This is a genomic window from Rahnella sp. R3(2024) (assembly GCF_042920125.1).
Lineage (GTDB): Bacteria > Pseudomonadota > Gammaproteobacteria > Enterobacterales > Enterobacteriaceae > Rahnella > Rahnella rivi.
Window position 1 is genome coordinate 584800 of the sequence record NZ_JBHGBU010000001.1, and the last position, 19629, is coordinate 604428.

The 19629-nt window shown below is 55.2% G+C and carries 18 protein-coding genes; 15 read left to right on the forward strand and 3 right to left on the reverse strand.

The window, feature by feature from the left end; translation table 11 throughout:
- Positions 1-27: 27 nt before the first annotated feature.
- The 6 genes from hcp (at position 28) to ABSH60_RS02590 (ending at position 8410) form a co-directional block, all read left to right on the forward strand.
- A complete protein-coding gene (hcp, locus tag ABSH60_RS02565) occupies positions 28-1680 on the forward strand; it encodes a hydroxylamine reductase (protein ID WP_390975661.1) in 1653 nt (550 codons plus the stop codon).
- 6 nt (positions 1681-1686) lie between these two features.
- A complete protein-coding gene (hcr, locus tag ABSH60_RS02570; RefSeq protein WP_390972566.1) occupies positions 1687-2700 on the forward strand; it encodes an NADH oxidoreductase in 1014 nt (337 codons plus the stop codon).
- A 179-nt stretch (positions 2701-2879) separates the two neighbouring features.
- Positions 2880-4601, forward strand: a complete 1722-nt coding sequence (gene poxB, locus ABSH60_RS02575) for a ubiquinone-dependent pyruvate dehydrogenase (protein ID WP_056769214.1) — start codon at positions 2880-2882, stop codon at positions 4599-4601.
- Between the two features lie 85 nt (positions 4602-4686).
- A complete protein-coding gene (gene ltaE, locus ABSH60_RS02580) occupies positions 4687-5700 on the forward strand; it encodes a low-specificity L-threonine aldolase (protein WP_390972568.1) in 1014 nt (337 codons plus the stop codon).
- A 78-nt stretch (positions 5701-5778) separates the two neighbouring features.
- Positions 5779-7221: a DUF2867 domain-containing protein gene (locus ABSH60_RS02585; RefSeq protein WP_390972569.1), complete on the forward strand. Its 1443-nt coding sequence runs from the start codon at positions 5779-5781 to the stop codon at positions 7219-7221.
- Positions 7222-7375: 154 nt separating this feature from the next.
- Positions 7376-8410 (forward strand): SDR family NAD(P)-dependent oxidoreductase, encoded by a 1035-nt coding sequence (locus ABSH60_RS02590; protein WP_390972571.1) that lies wholly within the window; start codon positions 7376-7378, stop codon positions 8408-8410.
- Between the two features lie 22 nt (positions 8411-8432).
- Here ABSH60_RS02590 and ABSH60_RS02595 read toward each other — a convergent pair whose 3' ends face one another.
- Positions 8433-9281, reverse strand: coding sequence for an N-acetylmuramoyl-L-alanine amidase (locus ABSH60_RS02595; protein ID WP_390972573.1), 849 nt, complete (start codon positions 9279-9281; stop codon positions 8433-8435).
- Complete coding sequence (locus ABSH60_RS02600; RefSeq protein WP_056769207.1) at positions 9278-9604, reverse strand: heavy metal-binding domain-containing protein; 327 nt, start codon at positions 9602-9604, stop codon at positions 9278-9280. The genes ABSH60_RS02595 and ABSH60_RS02600 overlap by 4 nt, the downstream gene beginning before the upstream one ends.
- 177 nt (positions 9605-9781) lie before the next feature.
- Here ABSH60_RS02600 and ABSH60_RS02605 point away from each other — a divergent pair, with 177 nt between their 5' ends.
- The 9 genes from ABSH60_RS02605 (at position 9782) to sanA (ending at position 18496) form a co-directional block, all read left to right on the forward strand.
- Complete coding sequence (locus ABSH60_RS02605; RefSeq protein WP_122094727.1) at positions 9782-10363, forward strand: lipoprotein; 582 nt, start codon at positions 9782-9784, stop codon at positions 10361-10363.
- A gap of 219 nt (positions 10364-10582) precedes the next feature.
- Complete coding sequence (artP, locus tag ABSH60_RS02610) at positions 10583-11311, forward strand: arginine ABC transporter ATP-binding protein ArtP (protein ID WP_122095604.1); 729 nt, start codon at positions 10583-10585, stop codon at positions 11309-11311.
- Positions 11312-11359: 48 nt separating this feature from the next.
- Positions 11360-12091 (forward strand): arginine ABC transporter substrate-binding protein, encoded by a 732-nt coding sequence (artJ, locus tag ABSH60_RS02615; protein ID WP_056769202.1) that lies wholly within the window; start codon positions 11360-11362, stop codon positions 12089-12091.
- 12 nt (positions 12092-12103) lie between these two features.
- Positions 12104-12820, forward strand: a complete 717-nt coding sequence (gene artQ / locus ABSH60_RS02620) for an arginine ABC transporter permease ArtQ (protein WP_056769200.1) — start codon at positions 12104-12106, stop codon at positions 12818-12820.
- Complete coding sequence (gene artM, locus ABSH60_RS02625; protein WP_056769198.1) at positions 12820-13488, forward strand: arginine ABC transporter permease ArtM; 669 nt, start codon at positions 12820-12822, stop codon at positions 13486-13488. Before artQ ends, artM begins: the two co-directional genes overlap by 1 nt.
- Before the next feature lie 224 nt (positions 13489-13712).
- Positions 13713-14447 carry an arginine ABC transporter substrate-binding protein gene (locus ABSH60_RS02630; protein ID WP_122094725.1) on the forward strand — a complete coding sequence of 245 codons (735 nt, stop codon included), beginning with the start codon at positions 13713-13715 and terminating at the stop codon, positions 14445-14447.
- Positions 14448-14621: 174 nt separating this feature from the next.
- The gene (gene cdd / locus ABSH60_RS02635) at positions 14622-15506 is read left to right on the forward strand and encodes a cytidine deaminase (RefSeq protein WP_122095603.1); all 885 of its coding nucleotides are present in this window, start codon (positions 14622-14624) and stop codon (positions 15504-15506) included.
- Between the two features lie 150 nt (positions 15507-15656).
- Positions 15657-17354, forward strand: a complete 1698-nt coding sequence (locus ABSH60_RS02640) for an NAD-dependent malic enzyme (protein ID WP_183847654.1) — start codon at positions 15657-15659, stop codon at positions 17352-17354.
- A gap of 218 nt (positions 17355-17572) precedes the next feature.
- Positions 17573-18496: an outer membrane permeability protein SanA gene (gene sanA, locus ABSH60_RS02645; protein ID WP_056769193.1), complete on the forward strand. Its 924-nt coding sequence runs from the start codon at positions 17573-17575 to the stop codon at positions 18494-18496.
- A 106-nt stretch (positions 18497-18602) separates the two neighbouring features.
- Here the strand turns inward: sanA and mglC are convergent, their stop codons facing one another.
- Entirely contained in the window at positions 18603-19613 is a 1011-nt protein-coding gene (gene mglC / locus ABSH60_RS02650; protein WP_056769191.1) for a galactose/methyl galactoside ABC transporter permease MglC, read from the reverse strand.
- Positions 19614-19629: the final 16 nt, after the last annotated feature.

Consider the following 19629-nt stretch of genomic DNA (forward strand, 5'->3'; position numbering starts at 1 on the left):
AATGCAACTTTAAAAAAGGACCTGATGATGTTTTGTGTGCAATGTGAACAAACAGTCCGTACCCCGGCGGGCAATGGCTGCGCGTATGCGCAGGGAATGTGTGGCAAAACGGCAGAAACCTCTGATTTACAAGACTTACTGGTCGCAGTGTTAGAAGGCCTGTCCGCCTGGGCGCTGACGGCACGCGGCTACGGCATCATCGATGAAGAGATCGACAGCTTCGCGCCCCGCGCCTTTTTCTCCACCCTGACCAACGTGAACTTCGATTCTGATCGTATCGTCGGCTATGCCCGTGAAGCCATTCTTTACCGTGAATCGCTGGCCGTTCGCTGTCGCCTGATGGACCCGGAGATCACCGTCAGTCACCCGCTGGCCGCGCTGGAACTGGTCAGCGATAATCTCAGCGAACTGCAACAACAGGCGCAACAGTTTGCGCTCAACGGTGACAAAGCGCAGATCGGCGATGACATTCATGGCCTGCGCATGTTGTGTCTGTACGGCCTGAAAGGGGCGGCGGCATACATGGAACACGCCCATGTTCTGGGCGAGTCTGATACCGCCATTTACGCCGAATATCACCGTCTGATGGCGTGGCTCGGTACGCAACCCGCCGACATGGGCGAACTGCTCGACAACGCGATGGCGATCGGCAAAATGAACTTTGGCGTGATGGCCATCCTGGATAAAGGTGAAACCGATGCCTACGGCCATCCGCAGCCTACGGCGGTAAACGTCCGTCCGCTGGCAGGCAAAGCGATTCTGATTTCAGGTCACGATCTGAAAGATTTGCAGATGCTGCTCGAGCAAACCGCCGGTACCGGCATCAACATTTATACCCACGGCGAAATGCTGCCCGCGCACGGTTATCCGGAACTGAAAAAATTCCCGCATCTGGCCGGTAACTACGGCAGCGGCTGGCAAAATCAGCAGGTGGAATTCGCGAAATTCCCCGGCCCGGTGGTCATGACGTCCAACTGTATTATTGATCCGAAAGTCGGCAATTATGGCGACCGCATCTGGACCCGCAGCATCGTCGGCTGGCCGGGCGTGCAGCATCTGGAAGGCGAAGATTTTGCGCAGGTCATCTCACAGGCGTTGCAGCTTCCGGGTTTCCGTTACAGTGAAATCGAACAGGAAATCACTGTCGGATTTGGCCGCCAGACTTTGCTCAGTGCAGCAGATACCGTCATTGATCTGGTCGCCACCAAAAAACTGCGCCACATCTTCCTGATTGGTGGCTGTGACGGCAGCCGCGGCGAACGCAGTTACTTCACCGATCTGGCGGTCAGCGTACCGAAAGACTGCCTGATCATGACCCTCGCCTGCGGTAAATACCGCTTCAACAAACTGGATTTCGGCACCATTGAAGGATTGCCGCGTCTGCTGGACGTCGGTCAGTGCAACGATGCCTATTCCGCCATTATTCTGGCTGTGAATCTTGCCGAGAAATTAGGTTGTGGCGTGAATGAGTTACCGCTGAGTCTGGTGCTGTCGTGGTTCGAGCAAAAAGCCATTGTGATCCTGCTGACCCTGCTGTCGCTCGGTGTGAAAAACATCGCCACCGGCCCGACGGCGCCGGCCTTCCTGACCGATAATCTGCTGGCGATCCTCAATGAAAAATTTGGCCTGCGTGCAATCACTTCGGTGGAGCAGGATCTGAAAACCATGCTGCCGGAGTAAACCGAGATGAATTTTCCGTTATTCCCCGATCAGCCAACGGCGCTGTGCCAGAACCGTATGCAGGTCTATTCGGTTGCACAGGAAACGCCCGATGTCTGGACGATTTCCCTGATCAATCATGATGTTTATGATTATCAGCCCGGTCAGTTTGCGCTGGTGAACATCGGCCAGCGCGGCGATATTCAGCGCGCTTACACGCTCTCCTCCACGCCGGGGCAGAGCCCGTTTATTCAGCTGACTGTGCGCCGCATTGACGGTGGCGCAGGCTCACAGTGGCTGACCGCGCAGGTCAAACCCGGTGATTACGTCTGGCTGAGTGACGCCCTGGGAGAATTTACCTGCAAAACCCGGCAGCCGTTGTTATTGCTGGCGGCCGGTTGCGGCGTGACGCCGGTGATGTCTGTCGCACGCGATATTCTGGCGCATCATCCTGCGCAAAGTGTGCAGGTGTTTTACAGCGTGCGCAGCCCGCAGGACATTATCTTTGCGCAGGAATGGCAGCACCTGTGCGCAACCTATCCGCAACTGGATCTGACCATTCTTGCGGAAAATGGCGCCGGATCAGGGCACATCGCCGGACGGCTGAGCCAGGATTTGCTGCAAAGTCGGGTGCCGGATATCCGTGAACGTCGGGTGATGATTTGCGGGCCTGCACCTTATATGCAACTGGCGGGCGACTGGGCGAAAGAACTCGGTGTGGCGGCGGATAACATCGTTAAAGAGCAGTTCCAGGCGACGGAAACCGGGGTGTCTGCCGATCAGCAACTGACGCTGACCCGCCTGACGCCGTTGCAGAATTACCGCGTACCGGTCGGTTCCACGCTGCTGGCCGTGATGGAACAGCATAAAATACCGGTCACCGCCGCGTGCCGCGCAGGCGTGTGCGGCAGCTGTAAAACCCGCATACTCAGCGGCGATTACCAGACCACCAGCCGCATGACGCTGACGGATGAAGACGTCGCTCAGGGATATGTACTGGCCTGTAGCTGTCAGCTTCAGGGCGACGTCACCCTCGCCTGATCCCCGCGTTAACTCGCTGCCCGCACATGATTTTTTACAGTCTGAGCGGGCAGTTTTACAAAATTTCACCCCCCTCCTCTGCATAATTTTGTATGGTTTAAGGCTGAACATTCAAGGATGTAATCAGTGGACTATGCTTAACCCAGTCTTTTTTATGAAATACACCGAGGGAACTGAAGATGAAGCAAAGCGTAGCGTCATATCTGGCGAAAACATTGGAAGCAGCGGGCGTTAAACGCATCTGGGGCGTCACCGGTGACTCACTGAACGGCCTGAGTGACAGCCTGAACCGTATGGGCACCATTGAATGGCTGGGCACGCGTCATGAAGAAGTGGCTGCGTTTGCCGCCGGTGCCGAAGCCCAAATCACCGGCGAACTGGCGGTGTGCGCCGGTTCGTGCGGGCCGGGCAACCTGCACCTGATCAACGGCCTGTTCGACTGCCACCGCAATCATGTTCCCGTGGTCGCCATTGCCGCTCATATTCCGTCGAGCGAAATCGGCAGCGGTTATTTTCAGGAAACCCATCCGACCGAGCTTTTCCGCGAATGCAGCCACTACTGTGAAATGGTGACCAATCCCGAACAGTTGCCGCAGGTGCTGGCGATCGCCATGCGCAAAGCCATTCTCAACCGTGGCGTGTCGGTGATTGTGTTACCTGGCGACGTCGCGCTTAAACCCGCGCCTGAAGATGCCAAAATCAGCTGGTATCCGCCGGTGCTGCCAAGGGTTATTCCGCAGCAAACCGAACTGGCAAAGCTGGCTGAACTGCTCAACGGTGCGACCAATATTACGATGATGTGCGGCAGCGGCTGTGCGGGCGCGCACGACGAAGTGATCAGGCTGGCTGAAACGCTGAAAGCGCCGGTGGTGCATGCACTGCGCGGCAAAGAGCATATCGAGTGGGATAACCCTTACAGCGTCGGCATGACCGGGCTTATCGGCTTCTCTTCCGGCTTCCACGCCATGATGAATGCGGACACGCTGATCCTGCTCGGCACACAATTCCCGTACCGCGCCTTTTATCCGACGGACGCGAAAATCATTCAGATTGATATCAATCCGGGCAGCATCGGCTCCCATTGTCATGTCGATATGGCGCTGGTGGGTGACATCAAATCCACGCTGACCGCGCTCCTGCCACAGTTACAGGCCAAAACTGAACGCAAGTTCCTCGACAAAGCGCTGAAGCATTATGAAGAAGCGCGTAAAGATCTCGACGGACTGGCGACGCCAAATGACAAGCAGGCTATTCACCCGCAGTATCTGGCGCAACAGATCAGCCGGTTCGCCGCATCGGATGCCATCTTTACCTGTGACGTCGGCACGCCGACCGTCTGGGCGTGCCGTTATCTGCAAATGAACGGCCAGCGCCGTCTGCTCGGTTCGTTCAACCACGGTTCGATGGCCAACGCCATGCCGCAGGCCATTGGTGCGCAGGCGATTGACCGCTCGCGGCAGGTGGTGGCGCTGTGCGGCGACGGCGGATTCGCCATGCTGATGGGGGATTTTCTGACGCTGGCGCAGCAAAAGCTGCCGGTGAAAATCGTCATCTTTAACAACAGCGTGCTGGGATTTGTGGCGATGGAAATGAAAGCAGGCGGGTATCTGACGGACGGCACTGAGCTGAAAAACCCGGATTTCGCCGCCATTGCCGAGGCCGCCGGCATCAAAGGGATCCGCGTGGAGAAAGCGTCGGACATTGACGCCGCCTTGCAGGATGCGTTTGCTTACGAAGGGCCGGTGCTGGTGGATGTGATCACCGCCACCGAAGAACTGGCGATGCCGCCACAGATTAAATTCGAGCAAGCCAAGGGCTTCAGCCTGTACATGCTGCGTGCGGTGATAAGTGGCAGGGGTGATGAAGTCGTCGAACTGGCAAAAACCAACTGGCTGCGATAACCCTGACAGGGCTATAGTGGAAGGTCAGGCGGGCTCTCGGCCCGTCTGATCTTACATTCTAAAACACAGCAGAAGGAAGCCCACGTTGATCGACTTACGCAGTGATACCGTAACCCGCCCCAGTGAAGCGATGCGTCAGGCCATGGCCCATGCTGAAGTCGGCGATGATGTCTACGGCGATGACCCAACGGTAAATGCTTTACAGGCGCTGGCGGCAAAAATGTGTGGTAAAGAAGCCGCACTGTTTTTACCGACCGGCACCCAGGCAAATCTGGTGGCATTGCTGACCCACTGTCAGCGCGGCGAAGAGTATATCGTCGGCCAGAAAGCCCACAATTATATGTATGAGGCCGGTGGCGCTGCGGTACTCGGCAGCATCCAGCCGCAACCGCTGGATATGTCCGCCGATGGCTCCATTGCGCTGGATAAAATCGCCGCCGCCATCAAACCTGATGACATCCATTTCGCCCGCACGCGTCTGCTGAGCCTGGAAAATACGCACAGCGGGAAAGTGCTTCCGCTCGATTATCTGCAAAAAGCCTACGCGCTGACCCGTGAAAAAGGGCTGGCACTGCACATCGACGGGGCACGTATCATGAATGCCGCCGTGGCTCAGGGCGTTGAGTTACGCGAAATCACCCAATATTGCGATACCCTGACCATCTGCCTTTCAAAAGGTCTGGGTGCGCCGATCGGCTCGCTGCTGGTCGGCAGCAAAGAGTACATCCACCGCGCTAACCGCTGGCGTAAAATGACCGGCGGCGGCATGCGCCAGTCCGGCATTCTGGCAGCGGCGGCGATCTATGCGCTGGAAAATAACGTTGCGCGGCTCAAGGACGATCACGATAACGCTCAGTTTCTGGCAGAAGAGCTGACCAAAATCGGCGTGGAAATCGCCGAGCCGGGTGCGCAAACCAACGTGCTGTACATCAGACAAAGCGCTGAGCTGGCGGCCAAAATGGGCCCGTGGATGCGTGAACGCGGCGTGATCATCAGCTCCGGACCGCTGACGCGCGTGCTCACCCACATCAACATCAGCCGTGAAGATCTGCAAAAAGTCGTCGCACTGTGGCAGGAATTCCTGCACCAGCACGCCTGACCACTGCCAGCCTGCGGCGATAATCTCCGGGTTATTGCCGCATTTCCATGATTCCTTTTACCCCTAGCAAAACGGATTATGCACATGCCACGGATCGTCATACTCGGTGCCAGCGGATACATCGGCCAACACCTGACTGCCCACCTGAGCCAGAACGGTTTTCAGGTCACAGCCGCCGCGCGCCGCATTGAATGGCTGCAACAACAGAAATGGCAAAACGTCCGCTGTTGTTTTGCCGACGTCTACCAGAGTAAAACGCTGGCCGCAGCCTTTGAAGGGGCCGACGTACTGGTGTATCTGGTTCACGCCATGACGGAAGACGACGATCTGCTGGAAAAAGAGCGGCAGGCAGCCCAGCACACCTTGCTGGCGCTGAAAGAGTCGTCGATCAAACACATTGTTTACCTCGGTTCGATGCAGCCGGAAGACAGCGATTCTCCCCATTTACAGGCACGTAAACTCACCGGCGATCTCCTGCGCATGAGCCATATTCCGGTGACCGAACTGCGTGCGGGCATCGTGATTGGCGCGGGGTCGGCGGCGTTCGAAGTGATGCGCGACATGGTGTATAACCTGCCTGTTCTCACGCCGCCGCGCTGGGTTCGCTCAAAATCTTCCCCCCTGGCACTGGAAAACCTGCTGGTGTATCTGCGCGAACTGGTGGCGTTACCTGCGCAGGGCAATCGCATTCTCGAGGCTGCCGGGCCGGAGTACATCAGCTATCAGACGCTGTTCGAACGCTTTATCGCCATGAGCGGAAAGCGCCGCTGGCTGATCCCCCTTCCGATGCCGACGTCGTTCGTCTCCGTCTATTTCCTCAGCCTGATCACCTCGGTACCCACGCCGCTGGCAAAAGCGCTTATTCAGGGGCTGAAGCACGATCTCCCTGCCGACAGCACGCCGCTGCAACAGCTGATCCCACAGGTGCTGATCCCCGTCGATGAGGCGATCCGCACTACGCTCGAAAAAGAACAGCAGCAGGTGATGGATTCACCCGACTGGGGATACGACGCCGACGCCCGTGAACGCTGGCGCGCAGGCTACGGCTATTACCCGAAACAGGCCGGATTTACTCTGGAAACGTCTGCCTCAAAAGCCGCGTTGTGGAAAGTGGTGCAGCAACTGGGTGGCAGCGAAGGGTATTTTTATGCCAACGGTTTATGGAAAACGCGGGCGAGAATGGATGATTTGCTCGGCGGCAAAGTGAAATATGGTCGCCCCGAACGCGATTTCCTTAAGCCGGGTGACAAAATTGATGGCTGGAAAGTGATTGGTTTGAAACCACAGCGCGAACTGGTGCTGCTTTTTGGTATGAAAGCACCGGGGCTGGGGCGGCTGACCTTTACCATCACTGATAATGGCGAAAGCCGCAGCCTGGATGTGCGTGCCTGGTGGCATCCCGCCGGTTTCCGTGGCCTGCTCTACTGGTTTAGCATGATGCCCGCCCATCAGTTTATTTTCCGCGGAATGGCAAAACGTATCGCCAGCCTTGCGCGACAGAAAGATCGTTGCGGGCGATAAAGGGTTATTTAACGCGCTTTCAGACATTGCTCACTCCCTTTCCCATTGCAAGCCGCACAAATTCACGAAAGAATGGCACCCTTATTGCTGCGGGGTGTCATCACTTCACAGCTGACAACAATTTTTCTCCATTTATGAAGGCATTGGCCTGTTTATGAAGGTATTGGTCACCGGCGCGAGCAGCGGCCTTGGGCGCAACGCGGTCGAGTTTCTGCGTAATAAAGGTATCAGCGTCAGGGCGACGGGTCGCAACGCCGCGATGGGCTCACTTTTGCAGAAAATCGGTGCGGAATTTATTCATGCCGATCTCACCACCCTGGTGTCTTCGCAGGCTAAAGCGCTGCTCGCCGACATCGATACCGTCTGGCACTGTTCCGGGCTGATGTCGCCGTGGGGCAGTGAAAAGGAATTCGAACTGGCAAACGTGCGCGCTACGCGACGTCTGGGAGAGTGGTCAGCGGCTTATGGCGTGGAAAACTTCGTCCACATTTCCTCCCCGGCCATCTACTTCGATTTTCATCATCACCGCGATATTCAGGAAGACTTCCGCCCTCACCGCTTCGCCAACTCTTTCGCCCGCAGTAAGGCGGCCGGAGAACAGGTGATCCACACACTGGCGCTCTCCAACCCGCAAACCCATTTCACCATTTTGCGTCCGCAGGGCCTGTTCGGGCCGCACGATAACGTGCTGCTGCCGCGCCTGCTGCAAATGCTTAAATACGGCGGCACACTGATGCTGCCACGCGGGGGGGAAGCGCTGGTTGACATGACCTACGTCGAAAATGCCGCTCATGCTATGTGGCTGGCGACGCAGACTGACGCGACAGAATCGGGGCGGGCATTCAACATCACCAACCAGCAACCGCGGCCATTGCGCACGCTGGTCAGGCAACTGATGGAAAATCTGGACATTAAATACCGCATCCGTTCTGTGCCCTACCCGCTGCTGGATGTGATGGCGCGCGGCATGGAGCGCATCAGCAAAAGCTCGCATAAAGAGCCGGTGCTGACGCATTACAGCGTGGCAAAACTGAATTTTGATCTGACACTCGATACCCGGCGCGCACAGAAAGAACTCGGCTATGTACCGGTGATTTCGCTCGATCAGGGGATTATCCGCACCGCCGACTGGCTGCGTGATCACGGCAAACTTCAGGGCCTGCACGGCATCGGCCCGAAACGCGACTGACCCTTCGCGTCAGCCGCTTTTCTCAGTCATTCTTATCCGGGAACTGCTGCAATAACGCCTGCACAATCGCCTGAGTTTGTGCATCGGCATTGCCGCGGTAGTCGCTCTGCCTGAAATGCATCTGAAACGCGGCAATTACCCGGCGTTGCTGGGCCTGCGTCATGTCATCCGTCACCGTATAACCGTACTGTTTCAGCAAGGCTAACAGCTGTGCCTGATCAACCGGCTGCTGCGGATCACGCCCGGCAAGTCTGGCCTGCACGATACCGGCGTCCGGCCATGCACCAATTCCGCGCTGAGCCATTTCCTGCCACGGGAACAGCGGACCGGGATCGTCTTTACGCTGCGGTGCAATATCGCTGTGTGCTACCACATTGCGCGGCTCTATCTGATAGCGCGCAACAATTTCTTTGCTCAGGTTAGCCAGCAGATCGATTTGTGCAGGCGGATAAGGATAAAACTTCTTGCCCAGCAAATGTTTACTGTAGCCTGTATTCTCCAGCTCAATGCCGACGGACGTATCGTTCAAATTGGTCCGCCCGCGCCAGCCGCTGGCGCCCGCATGCCACGCGCGCATCTCTTCCGGCACCAGTTGCCACGCCACCGGCTTGCCCTGTTCCAGCGGCGGTTTGGCCGGGATCAGGTAATGCGCGCTGACGTGTTCATCGGTAAGTGTCGTTAATGCGTTGTGGAAATCTTCAGCAGTATAATGGATCACCAGAAAGCGGATCCGCTGATCGGCGCCCTGTGCCTGATGAGTCGTTTCCAGCCGGAACGGCGAGTTCACCGCTGACTGGCTGCCGCTCTGGCAACCGGCCAGCAGGAGCAGCAAGGCCGCGCACGCACCGGCCTTCAGGCCACGGCCCATCATTTGCGATGCACAATCACAGCGGTCCCGGAGATGCTGACCATCAGCATACTGGCGTTTTTACCCACGGTTTCGTAATCGATATCCACGCCGACCACCGCATTCGCTCCGCGCTCTTTGGCCTGTTCTTCCAGCTCGCTGAACGCGATTTCACGGGCTTTACGCAGCTCTTTCTCATAAGCCCCGGAACGTCCGCCGACGATATCGCGCACACCGGCGAAAAAATCGCGGAAAATATTGGCACCTAAAATCGCCTCACCGGTCACCACGCCGCAGTATTCCGCAATGATGAAACCTTCCAGCGTCGGAGTCGTTGAAATTTGCATGAGTATTCCTTATCAGTTGTCGTCCGGGATTCATTTAAAAGCGCCTGAATAGCATAAAGTATGCGCAGGGAAAAAACGTATCATTTTCTCTTCGCCATGCATTAAGCCAAATCGGTTTTATACTGTATGGTAAAGAAAGTCATGGTGAAAACGTTCAATCTTTCAGTAAGGAATACAATGAAAAAGAAAATTCTTGCCGCCACCATCCCGCTGGTGCTGATGCTCAGTGCCTGTACCACGGTCGAACCTGCGTATAAGGATATCGGCAGCCGCGCGGCTCCCTGCATCGACGGCGGCCCGGACAGCGTTGCCCAGCAATTTTACGATTTCCGCATCAAACAAGGCGGCAGCGGTGTACCCAATTCCAGCCAGCTGGCCGCCTACCGCCCTTACCTGAGCACCGGTCTGTATAACGCGCTGCAAAAAGCGCAGTCCCAGCCGAAAGTCGATATCGCCGCCTCTCCGAACGAGAAAGCCGGTGCCGGTTCCGGTGATGGCGACGTGTTCTCCAGCCTGTTTGACGGGCCGACCTCCGCCTCTGTAGACAGCGCCTCGACCATTCCTAATACCGATGCCCGCAATATTCCTCTGCGCGTAACTTTCACGCATGAGAAAGACAAAGGCGCCTCCAGCACCTGGAAAGATGAAGTTCTGATGGTGCGCGAAGGCACCTGCTGGACTGTCGATGACGTCCGTTACATGGCCGATCTCGACTTCGCCTCAAGCGGCACTTTGCGTCAGGTTTTGGAAAATCAGTAACATTATCCTTTCCTGAATAAACGCAATAACGCGTATGCATAATGTTGGTCAAGGGTGAATAACATCATTGACCAACATCTGCGTCACAGTGATGCAACAATATCTTGTGCTACACTTTGGCATTCCTGCGGCTACAGATAATTTTTAAGCCGCGATCGTTGCATAACTATGCTGTGGAAGTTACCATCTGCGGCATCAATGGCTATTCACTATTTGCGCATGAGTATTCAACTTAATAGCATCAACTGCTTCTACGGCGTGCATCAGGCGCTTTTTGACATCCAGCTCAACTGTCCCGCCGGTGAAACCCTGGTTTTACTTGGGCCAAGTGGTGCAGGCAAAAGCTCCCTGTTACGTGTTCTGAACCTGCTGGAAATGCCCCGTTCAGGCACACTGCAAATCGCCGGTAACACCTTCGATTTCACCCGCAAACCGGATGAAAAAGCGATCCGCGAACTGCGTCAGAATGTCGGCATGGTTTTCCAGCAATACAATCTGTGGCCGCACCGCACCGTGCTCGACAACTTACTGGAAGCCCCGATGCGTGTATTGGGTCTGACCAAAGAGGTGGCGATGCAACGCGCTCAGAAATTGCTGACCCGTCTGCGACTGACTGATTATGCCGATCGTTTTCCGCTGCATCTTTCCGGTGGCCAGCAACAGCGTGTGGCCATTGCCCGTGCGCTGATGATGGAGCCTCAGGTTCTGCTGTTTGATGAACCGACCGCCGCGCTTGACCCGGAAATCACCGCCCAGATCGTCAGCATTATTCGTGAACTGGCTGGCACCGGCATTACTCAGGTTATCGTGACCCACGAAGTGGAAGTCGCGCGTAAAACCGCGAGCCGCGTGGTGTACATGGAAAACGGACGGATCGTGGAACAAGGCGACGCCTCTGTTTTCGCCCAGCCGCAAACCAAAGAGTTTGCCAGCTACCTGTCCCATTAATTTGGTTGTCTATAAATACATTAATTGATGTTTTCTACGGAGTTAGCGATGAAAAAATTAGTAATTGCCGCGGTTCTGGCTACCGTCAGTTTGTCAGCCAGCGCTGCTGACACCATCCGTTTCGCGATGGAAGCGTCTTATCCTCCGTTTGAGTTTGTAGACTCCAGCAACCAGATCCAGGGCTTTGATGTCGATCTGGCGAACGCCATGTGTAAAGAGATGCAGGCGACCTGTACCTTTACTAACCAGGCATTCGACAGCCTGATCCCAAGCCTGAAATTCCGTCGCTTTGACGCCGTGATCTCCGGTATGGACATCACCCCTGAGCGCCAGAAACAAGTGGCGTTCACCAACGCGTACTACGACAACTCCGCCTTGTTCATCGCGCACTCCGGCCAGTTCACTGACGTCGCTGCGCTGAAAGGCAAACGTGTCGGTATGCAAAACGGCACCACGCATCAGAAATACCTGATGGATAAACACCCTGAAATCACCGCTGTGCCTTATGACAGCTATCAGAATGCCGTGCTGGATCTGAAAAATGGTCGTCTGGATGCGGTGTTCGGTGATACTGCCGTGGTCAACGAGTGGCTCAAGCAGAACAAAAACCTGGCCGCCGTGGGTGACAAAATCACTGACGCGACTTACTTCGGTACCGGTCTGGGTGTTGCTGTTCGTCAGAACAATACCGAATTGCTGACGAAGCTCAATGATGCACTGGCGAAAGTCAAAGCTGACGGCACCTACAAGACGCTGTATTCAAAATGGTTCCAGCAATAAGTTTGCCTATCAATGAATGAATTCCAACCTTTAGCCAGCGCCGCCGGGATGACCGTCGGCCTTGCCGTTTGTGCGCTGATCCTCGGCCTGGTGCTGGCGATGATTTTCGCTGTCTGGGAATCCGCACCCTGGAAGCCGCTCAGCTGGCTGGGCACCGCGTGGGTCACCGTGCTGCGCGGCCTGCCGGAAATTCTGGTGGTGCTGTTCATCTATTTCGGCTCCTCACAGTTGCTGATGGTGCTGGCCGATGGCTTTAGCATCAATCTCGGCCTGTTTGCCATTCCGATCAAGTTGCCCATCGAGAACTTCGAAGTCAGCCCGTTCGTTTGTGGCGTGATCGCCCTTTCCCTGCTCTATTCCGCGTATGCTTCGCAGACATTGCGTGGCGCGCTGAAAGCCGTACCGCAGGGCCAGTGGGAATCCGGTCAGGTGCTGGGCATGAAAAAATCGGCGATTTTCTTTCGCCTGATCATGCCGCAAATGTGGCGTCACGCGTTACCGGGCCTGAGTAATCAGTGGCTGGTGCTGTTGAAAGACACCGCGCTGGTGTCGCTTATCAGCGTGAACGATCTGATGCTGCAAACCAAAAGCATTGCGACCCGCACTCAGGAGCCATTTACCTGGTACGTGATTGCGGCGTGCATTTATCTGCTTGTCACCCTGTTCAGCCAGTTCGTGATTAAACGCATCGAACTGCGTACCACCCGCTTTGAACGGAGTGCTTCGTGATGTGGGAATATTTACCTGAAGTCCTCAAAGGATTGCACACCAGTCTGACGCTGACCGTGGCAGCATTAGTGGTGGCGCTGATACTGGCTATGCTGTTCACCGTGATCCTGACGCTGAAAGTGCCGGTCGTCAGCCAGATCGTGAAAGCCTATATCACGCTGTTTACCGGTACCCCGCTGCTGGTACAAATCTTCCTGATTTACTACGGTCCGGGCCAGTTTCCGTCGATCCGTGAAATTCCCTGGTTGTGGGAAGTGCTGTCACAGCCGTGGCTTTGCGCGATGTTTGCGCTGGCGCTGAACAGCGCGGCGTACACCACGCAGCTGTTTACCGGCGCGGTGCGGGCCATCCCGTCCGGCCAGTGGCAATCCTGTGAAGCGCTGGGCATGTCGAAACCGCAAACCCTGCGCATTCTTCTGCCGTACGCGTTTAAACGTGCACTCTCGTCCTATTCCAACGAAGTGGTGCTGGTCTTTAAAAGTACCTCACTGGCTTACACCATCACTTTGATGGATGTAATGGGCCACAGCCAGCTGATGTATGGCCGTACCTACGATGTAATGGTGTTTGGCGCCGCAGGCCTGGTCTATCTTTGCGTGAACGGCTTACTGACGCTGATGATGCGTCTGATAGAACGCCGCGCGCTGGCCTTTGAACGCCGCAACTGATTCTGATATGCAAAACGAAAGGGACGAGAAATCGTCCCTTTTTTTACATCCACATTTCGGCGCACATTCTGCTTTATAATTTTTTAATCAAATTTATTGCATATAAATTCATTTGATGGCACTTTAAACGAAGTCTCACTTCCTGCCAGTTAGCCGATTACATTAATAAAATCAGTAAACTGTATCATGAAGGGAATGTCATTTTTTGAACAGGAATGTATTGCATGAAAAAGCTGATCCTCGCTGCCCTCTTGTCTGCCACTGCTTTTGCTGCCACCGCTGCGGATACGATTCGTTTCGGCACATCGGCGACTTATCCGCCGTTTGAATCGATCGGCGCTGACAATCAGATTATTGGTTTTGATATCGATCTGGCGAACGCGCTGTGCAAGCAGATGCAGGAAACCTGCACCTTTACCAATCAGCCTTTTGACGGCCTGATCCCGGCACTGAAATTCCGTCGTTTTGACGTGATCATCTCCGGAATGGATATCACCGAAGAGCGCAGCAAGCAGGTGACGTTTACTCAACCGTACTACGCCAATACCGCGATGATCATCGGGCCGAAGGGCAAATTCGCTTCAATGGCCGATCTGAAAGGGAAACGTGTCGGGCTGGAAAATGGCACCACGCACCAGAAATACCTGATGGAAAAACACCCTGAAATCACCACCGTCGGTTATGACAGCTATCAGAATGCGATTCTGGATCTGAAAAGTGGTCGTCTGGATGGCCTGCTGGGCGATACGGCGGTGCTGAACGGCTGGCTGAAATCCAACCCGAATTTAGGCGAAGTTGGCGAGCTTATCAAAGACCCGCAATACTTTGGTACCGGTGTGGGTATGGCAGTACGTCCTGATAATAAGGAACTGCTGGCGAAACTGAACACGGCGCTCGAAGGCATTAAAGCGAACGGCGAATTCCAGAAGATTAATGACAAGTGGTTCCCCGCTCACTGATTTCTGTCTGATCCTTCTTTAACAGCCGTCTTAAAAGACGGCTGTTATGCGTAACATCTCTCAAAAATGCAAACCAGCTAAAGTTATTACATTCAAAAAGTGACATCCGTCACACTTAGTTCATGAAATGACTTCTACACTGTGAAACCGTAACTACTTCGAGATCGAATGTTTATGCACGCACGTTTTCACACCGCCTTTGCGGCACTCCCTGAAAATCTGTCCTCCGCGCTTGAGCCGCTTTTGCGACATGATGACTTCCCGGCAATGCTCACCGCGGCTGACGTTGCGCATGTTAAACAGGCGACCGGACTGGACGACGACGCACTGGCCTTTGCGCTGTTACCTCTGGCAGCGGCCTGTTCCGTTACCCCGATATCGCATTTCCACGTCGGCGCGATTGCACGCGGCATCTCCGGCAACCTCTATTTCGGTGCCAATATGGAGTTCGCCGGTGCGCCAATGCAGCAAACCGTTCACGCGGAGCAGTCTGCGGTCACGCACGCCTGGCTGCGCGGCGAAACACGTCTGGCTTCCATCACGGTGAATTACACGCCTTGCGGCCACTGCCGTCAGTTTATGAACGAACTGACCAGCGGCACGGCGCTGGATATCCATCTGCCGGATCGTGATGTCGCCACACTCGGCGATTATCTGCCGCACTCTTTCGGCCCAAAAGATTTAGACATCACGACCCTGCTGATGGACAAGGTCAATCACGGTTATCAGCTTGAAGGAGCTGACTCACTGGCTCAGCTGGCGCTGGATGCCTGCAATCAGAGCCATGCGCCTTACAGTCAGTCGCACAGCGGCGTGGCGCTGGAAACCCACAGCGGCAAACAGTTTGGCGGCCGCTACGCCGAAAACGCCGCATTCAACCCGGGCCTGCCTCCGCTCCAGGCGGCACTGATCCTGCTGAATATGTCCGGTGAGGATTGCCTGAAAGTACGCCGCGCCGTGCTGGTGGAAAACGCCGGTGCGCTTATCACGCAAAATGACGCCACCCGCGCCACGCTCAACGCCATCGGCTGCGGTGACGTCACCACCCTGACCTGCTGATAATTCGTGATCGGCATAACACTAATGACTACGTCGCCGTAGTCATTAGTTACATAACAGTGCCAGATTTGAATTCCCCGTTTCCTCTCTGTTACCCTCATGCCTCTAAAATATAAAAATTAACATTCTGAGCACCGGAAGAGTAAAACGATGGAACTTGAATACGAAAGTAAACGCCCCCTGTATATCCCGCATGCTGGCCCTATCCTGTTAGAATTTCCGTTACTGAATAAAGGCAGCGCGTTCACTGAAGAAGAACGCAACAACTTCAACCTCCACGGTCTTTTACCCGAAGCGGTGGAAACCATTGAAGAGCAGGCAGACCGCGCCTACCGTCAGTTTCAGAATTTCAAAACAGATATCGATAAACACATCTATCTGAGAAACATTCAGGACACCAACGAGACGCTGTTCTACCGTCTGCTCGACAGTCATCTCAGCGAAATGATGCCGGTCATTTACACGCCGACCGTGGGTGAAGCCTGCGAGCATTTCTCTGATATTTATCGTCGCGCCCGTGGCCTGTTCATCTCCTACCCGAACCGCGCGCACATCGACGACATGTTGCAAAACGCCACCAAACAGCACGTTAAAGTGGTGGTCGTGACCGACGGCGAACGCATTCTTGGCCTGGGCGACCAGGGCATCGGCGGCATGGGTATCCCGATCGGTAAACTGTCGCTGTATACCGCCTGTGGTGGCATCAGCCCGGCCTACACCCTGCCGGTGGTGCTGGATGCCGGTACCAATAACCCGCAACTGCTCAATGACCCGCTGTACATGGGCTGGCGTCATCCGCGCATCACTGGCGAAGAGTACGATGCCTTTGTGGATCAGTTCATTCAGGCGGTGAAAATTCGCTGGCCAAATGTGCTGCTGCAGTTCGAAGATTTCGCCCAAAAAAATGCGATGCCGATCCTCACCCGTTACCGCGATGAGTTGTGCTGCTTTAATGATGACATTCAGGGTACCGCGTCCGTGGCGCTGGGCAGCCTGATTGCTGCCAGCAAAGCCGCCGGTGGCAAGCTGAGTGACCAGACCGTTGCGTTCCTCGGTGCCGGTTCTGCCGGTTGCGGGATCGCCGAGCAAATCGTCGCCCAGATGAAATCCGAAGGTCTGAGTGAAGAAGAAGCGCGCGGAAAAGTCTTCATGGTAGATCGTTTCGGTTTACTGACCGACAAACTGCCGAACCTGCTGGATTTCCAGAGCAAGCTGACGCAAAAAAGCAGCACGCTGACCGGCTGGGGAATGGAAAATGACAGCATTTCACTGCTGGATGTGGTGCGCCACGCCAAACCTACCGTGCTTATTGGCGTCTCCGGCCAGCCGGGGCTGTTCACCGAAGAGATCATCCGTGAGATGCACAAACATTGTGCGCGCCCGGTGGTCATGCCGCTGAGCAACCCGACTTCCCGCGTGGAAGCCACACCGGCGGATATCCTGAACTGGACCGACGGTGCCGCACTGGTCGCCACCGGCAGCCCGTTTGCCCCGGTCAATTACAAAGGCAAGCTCTATCCTATCGCGCAGTGCAACAACTCCTTCATCTTCCCTGGCATCGGGCTGGGTGTCATCGCCTCGGGCGCAACCCGCGTCACTGATGGCATGCTGATGGCCGCCAGCCGCACGCTGGCCGAGTGTTCCCCGCTCGCCACCGAAGGGAAAGGTTCTCTGCTGCCGGACGTGGATGATATTCAGGGCGTCTCAAAATGTATCGCGATGGAAGTCGCCAAAGCCGCGCAACTGCAAGGTGTAGCGATGGTAACCTCAGAAGATACGCTGTCAAAAGCGATCGAACATAACTTCTGGGCTCCTCAGTACCGCACGTACAAACGTACGTCGTTCTGACGGAGTAATCAGACTGACCTGATCCTGACCAATGCCTTGTGCATTGGTCTTTTTTTTGGCGAAAAATGCAACTCTCTACGCATATCACTAAGTAATTCACTGAAAAGCGCTGAAAAAAACGGCGAAGCCCGAGGATGCAGACTTCAACGTATTGCGTCACCCTGACAGGTACAGTAGCCTTGGATCCGATTTCCATCCGATCATAAACAGGGATAACTATGATTAAGCGAATTATAGCTGGCATTACCGGCATCTTTATTCTGATGCTGGCGGTCGCTATCGGGCTTGATCGGTGGATCAGTTTGCGTACGCAACCCTACATTTATGACGAGGTGCAGTCGTTACCGCACCGTCAGGTCGGCGTGGTGCTCGGTACCTCAAAATACTACCGCACCGGCGTTATCAATCAGTATTATCTCTACCGGATCCAGGGCGCGATCAACGCTTACAACAGCGGCAAAGTAAAATATCTGCTGCTGAGCGGTGATAACGCACAACAAAGTTACAACGAACCGAGCACCATGCGTCGTGATCTGATTGCCGCCGGGATCCCTTCCAGCGACATCGTGCTCGACTATGCCGGTTTCCGCACCCTCGATTCCATCGTGCGTACCCGCAAGGTGTTCGACACTAACGATTTCATCATTATCACCCAGCGCTTCCACTGCGAACGCGCCCTGTTTATCGCCCTGCACATGGGCATTCAGGCGCAATGTTTCGCCGTGCCTTCTCCGAAAAATATGCTCAGCGTGCGCAGCCGTGAGATCTTCGCCCGCCTTGGCGCGCTGACGGATTTGTATTTGCTCAAACGCGAGCCGCGCTTCCTGGGCCCGCTGATCCCGATCCCCGCCATCCACAACGTTCCCGATGATGCTCAGGGCTATCCTGCCGTCACGCCGGAGCAGGTTCTGGCATTGCAGCAGCAACTGGAAGCCGAGAAAAAGGCCGCCATCGCCAAAGCGGCAGCCGAGAAGGCCGCTGCTGACAAAGCCGCAGCCGATAAAGCCGCGGCGGATGAAGCGCAAAGACTGAAAACGGAACAGGAAGAGAATGACGCGGCGCAGGATGAAACCGAAGAGGTTGAGCCAGCGGCGAAGCCCGAACCGGCGAAACCGGTGGGCAGAAATCCTTTCAGGCAGTGAGCGCAGGACCACGCCCTCCCCTGCAAAGGCAGAGCGAGTGACACCCCGTCTTTCTTCGCCAAAACAAAAGGCCGCATAAGCGGCCTTTCTTTTACTGCCCGATACCTTATTTCTTCTTGGCGTACTTCAGGGAATCCAGCGCTACCGCGAAGATGATGATGCTGCCCTTGATGATGTACTGCCAGTAAGGGTTGACGCCGATGTACGTCAGGCCGTAGTTGATGACGGTGAAGATCAGTACCCCGGTCACCACCCCTGCCACAGAACCTACGCCACCGGCGAATGACACGCCGCCGACCACACAGGCTGCGATGGCATCCAGTTCATACATAAAGCCGAGGTTGTTGGTCGCACTGCCGATACGCCCTGCTTCCAGCAAACCGCCGAACGCATAGAACACACCAGACAACGCATAAATCATGATCAGGTTTAACGGAACGTTGACGCCGGAGACTTTCGCCGCTTCCGGGTTACCACCGATAGCAAAGATGTTTTTACCAAAGCGGGTTTTGTTCCACAGCACCCAGACGAAACCGATAGCGATCAGCGCGTAGAAGGTGATGTAGGAGATTTTCAGACCGCCCAGATGGATAAAGCCCTGAGCAAACTGTGAGAAGCCCGGATCAAAACCGGCCACCGGTGAGGAACCCACATAGTCGTAATACAGTGAGTTAATCCCGTAAACGATAATCATGGTGCCCAGGGTGGTAATAAACGGGGTCACGTTCAGGTAAGCGATGATCACGCCGTTGAGCAAACCAATCAGCGCGCCAACGATACACACGGTCAGAATAACCAGCGGGATCGGCACCACGTCAAGATGCGGGAAGACCTTGTTCACGTTGTCCATCGCCTGCAGCATGGTGGCCGCGACAACGGCCGCTAACCCCACCTGACGCCCGGCTGACAGGTCAGTACCCTGCGTGACAATCAGACCCGCGACGCCCAGTGCGATAATAACGCGCACGGAAGACTGCGTCAGAATGTTACTTAAGTTGACCAGACTGAGGAAACTTGGATCCTGGATGATAATAATGGCCAGCAGGACCAATAACACCACATAAATCCCGCCCTCTTTTAAATAAGTGAGCACACTTTTCTTATTTAATGCTTTCATAATAAGAACCCTTAAA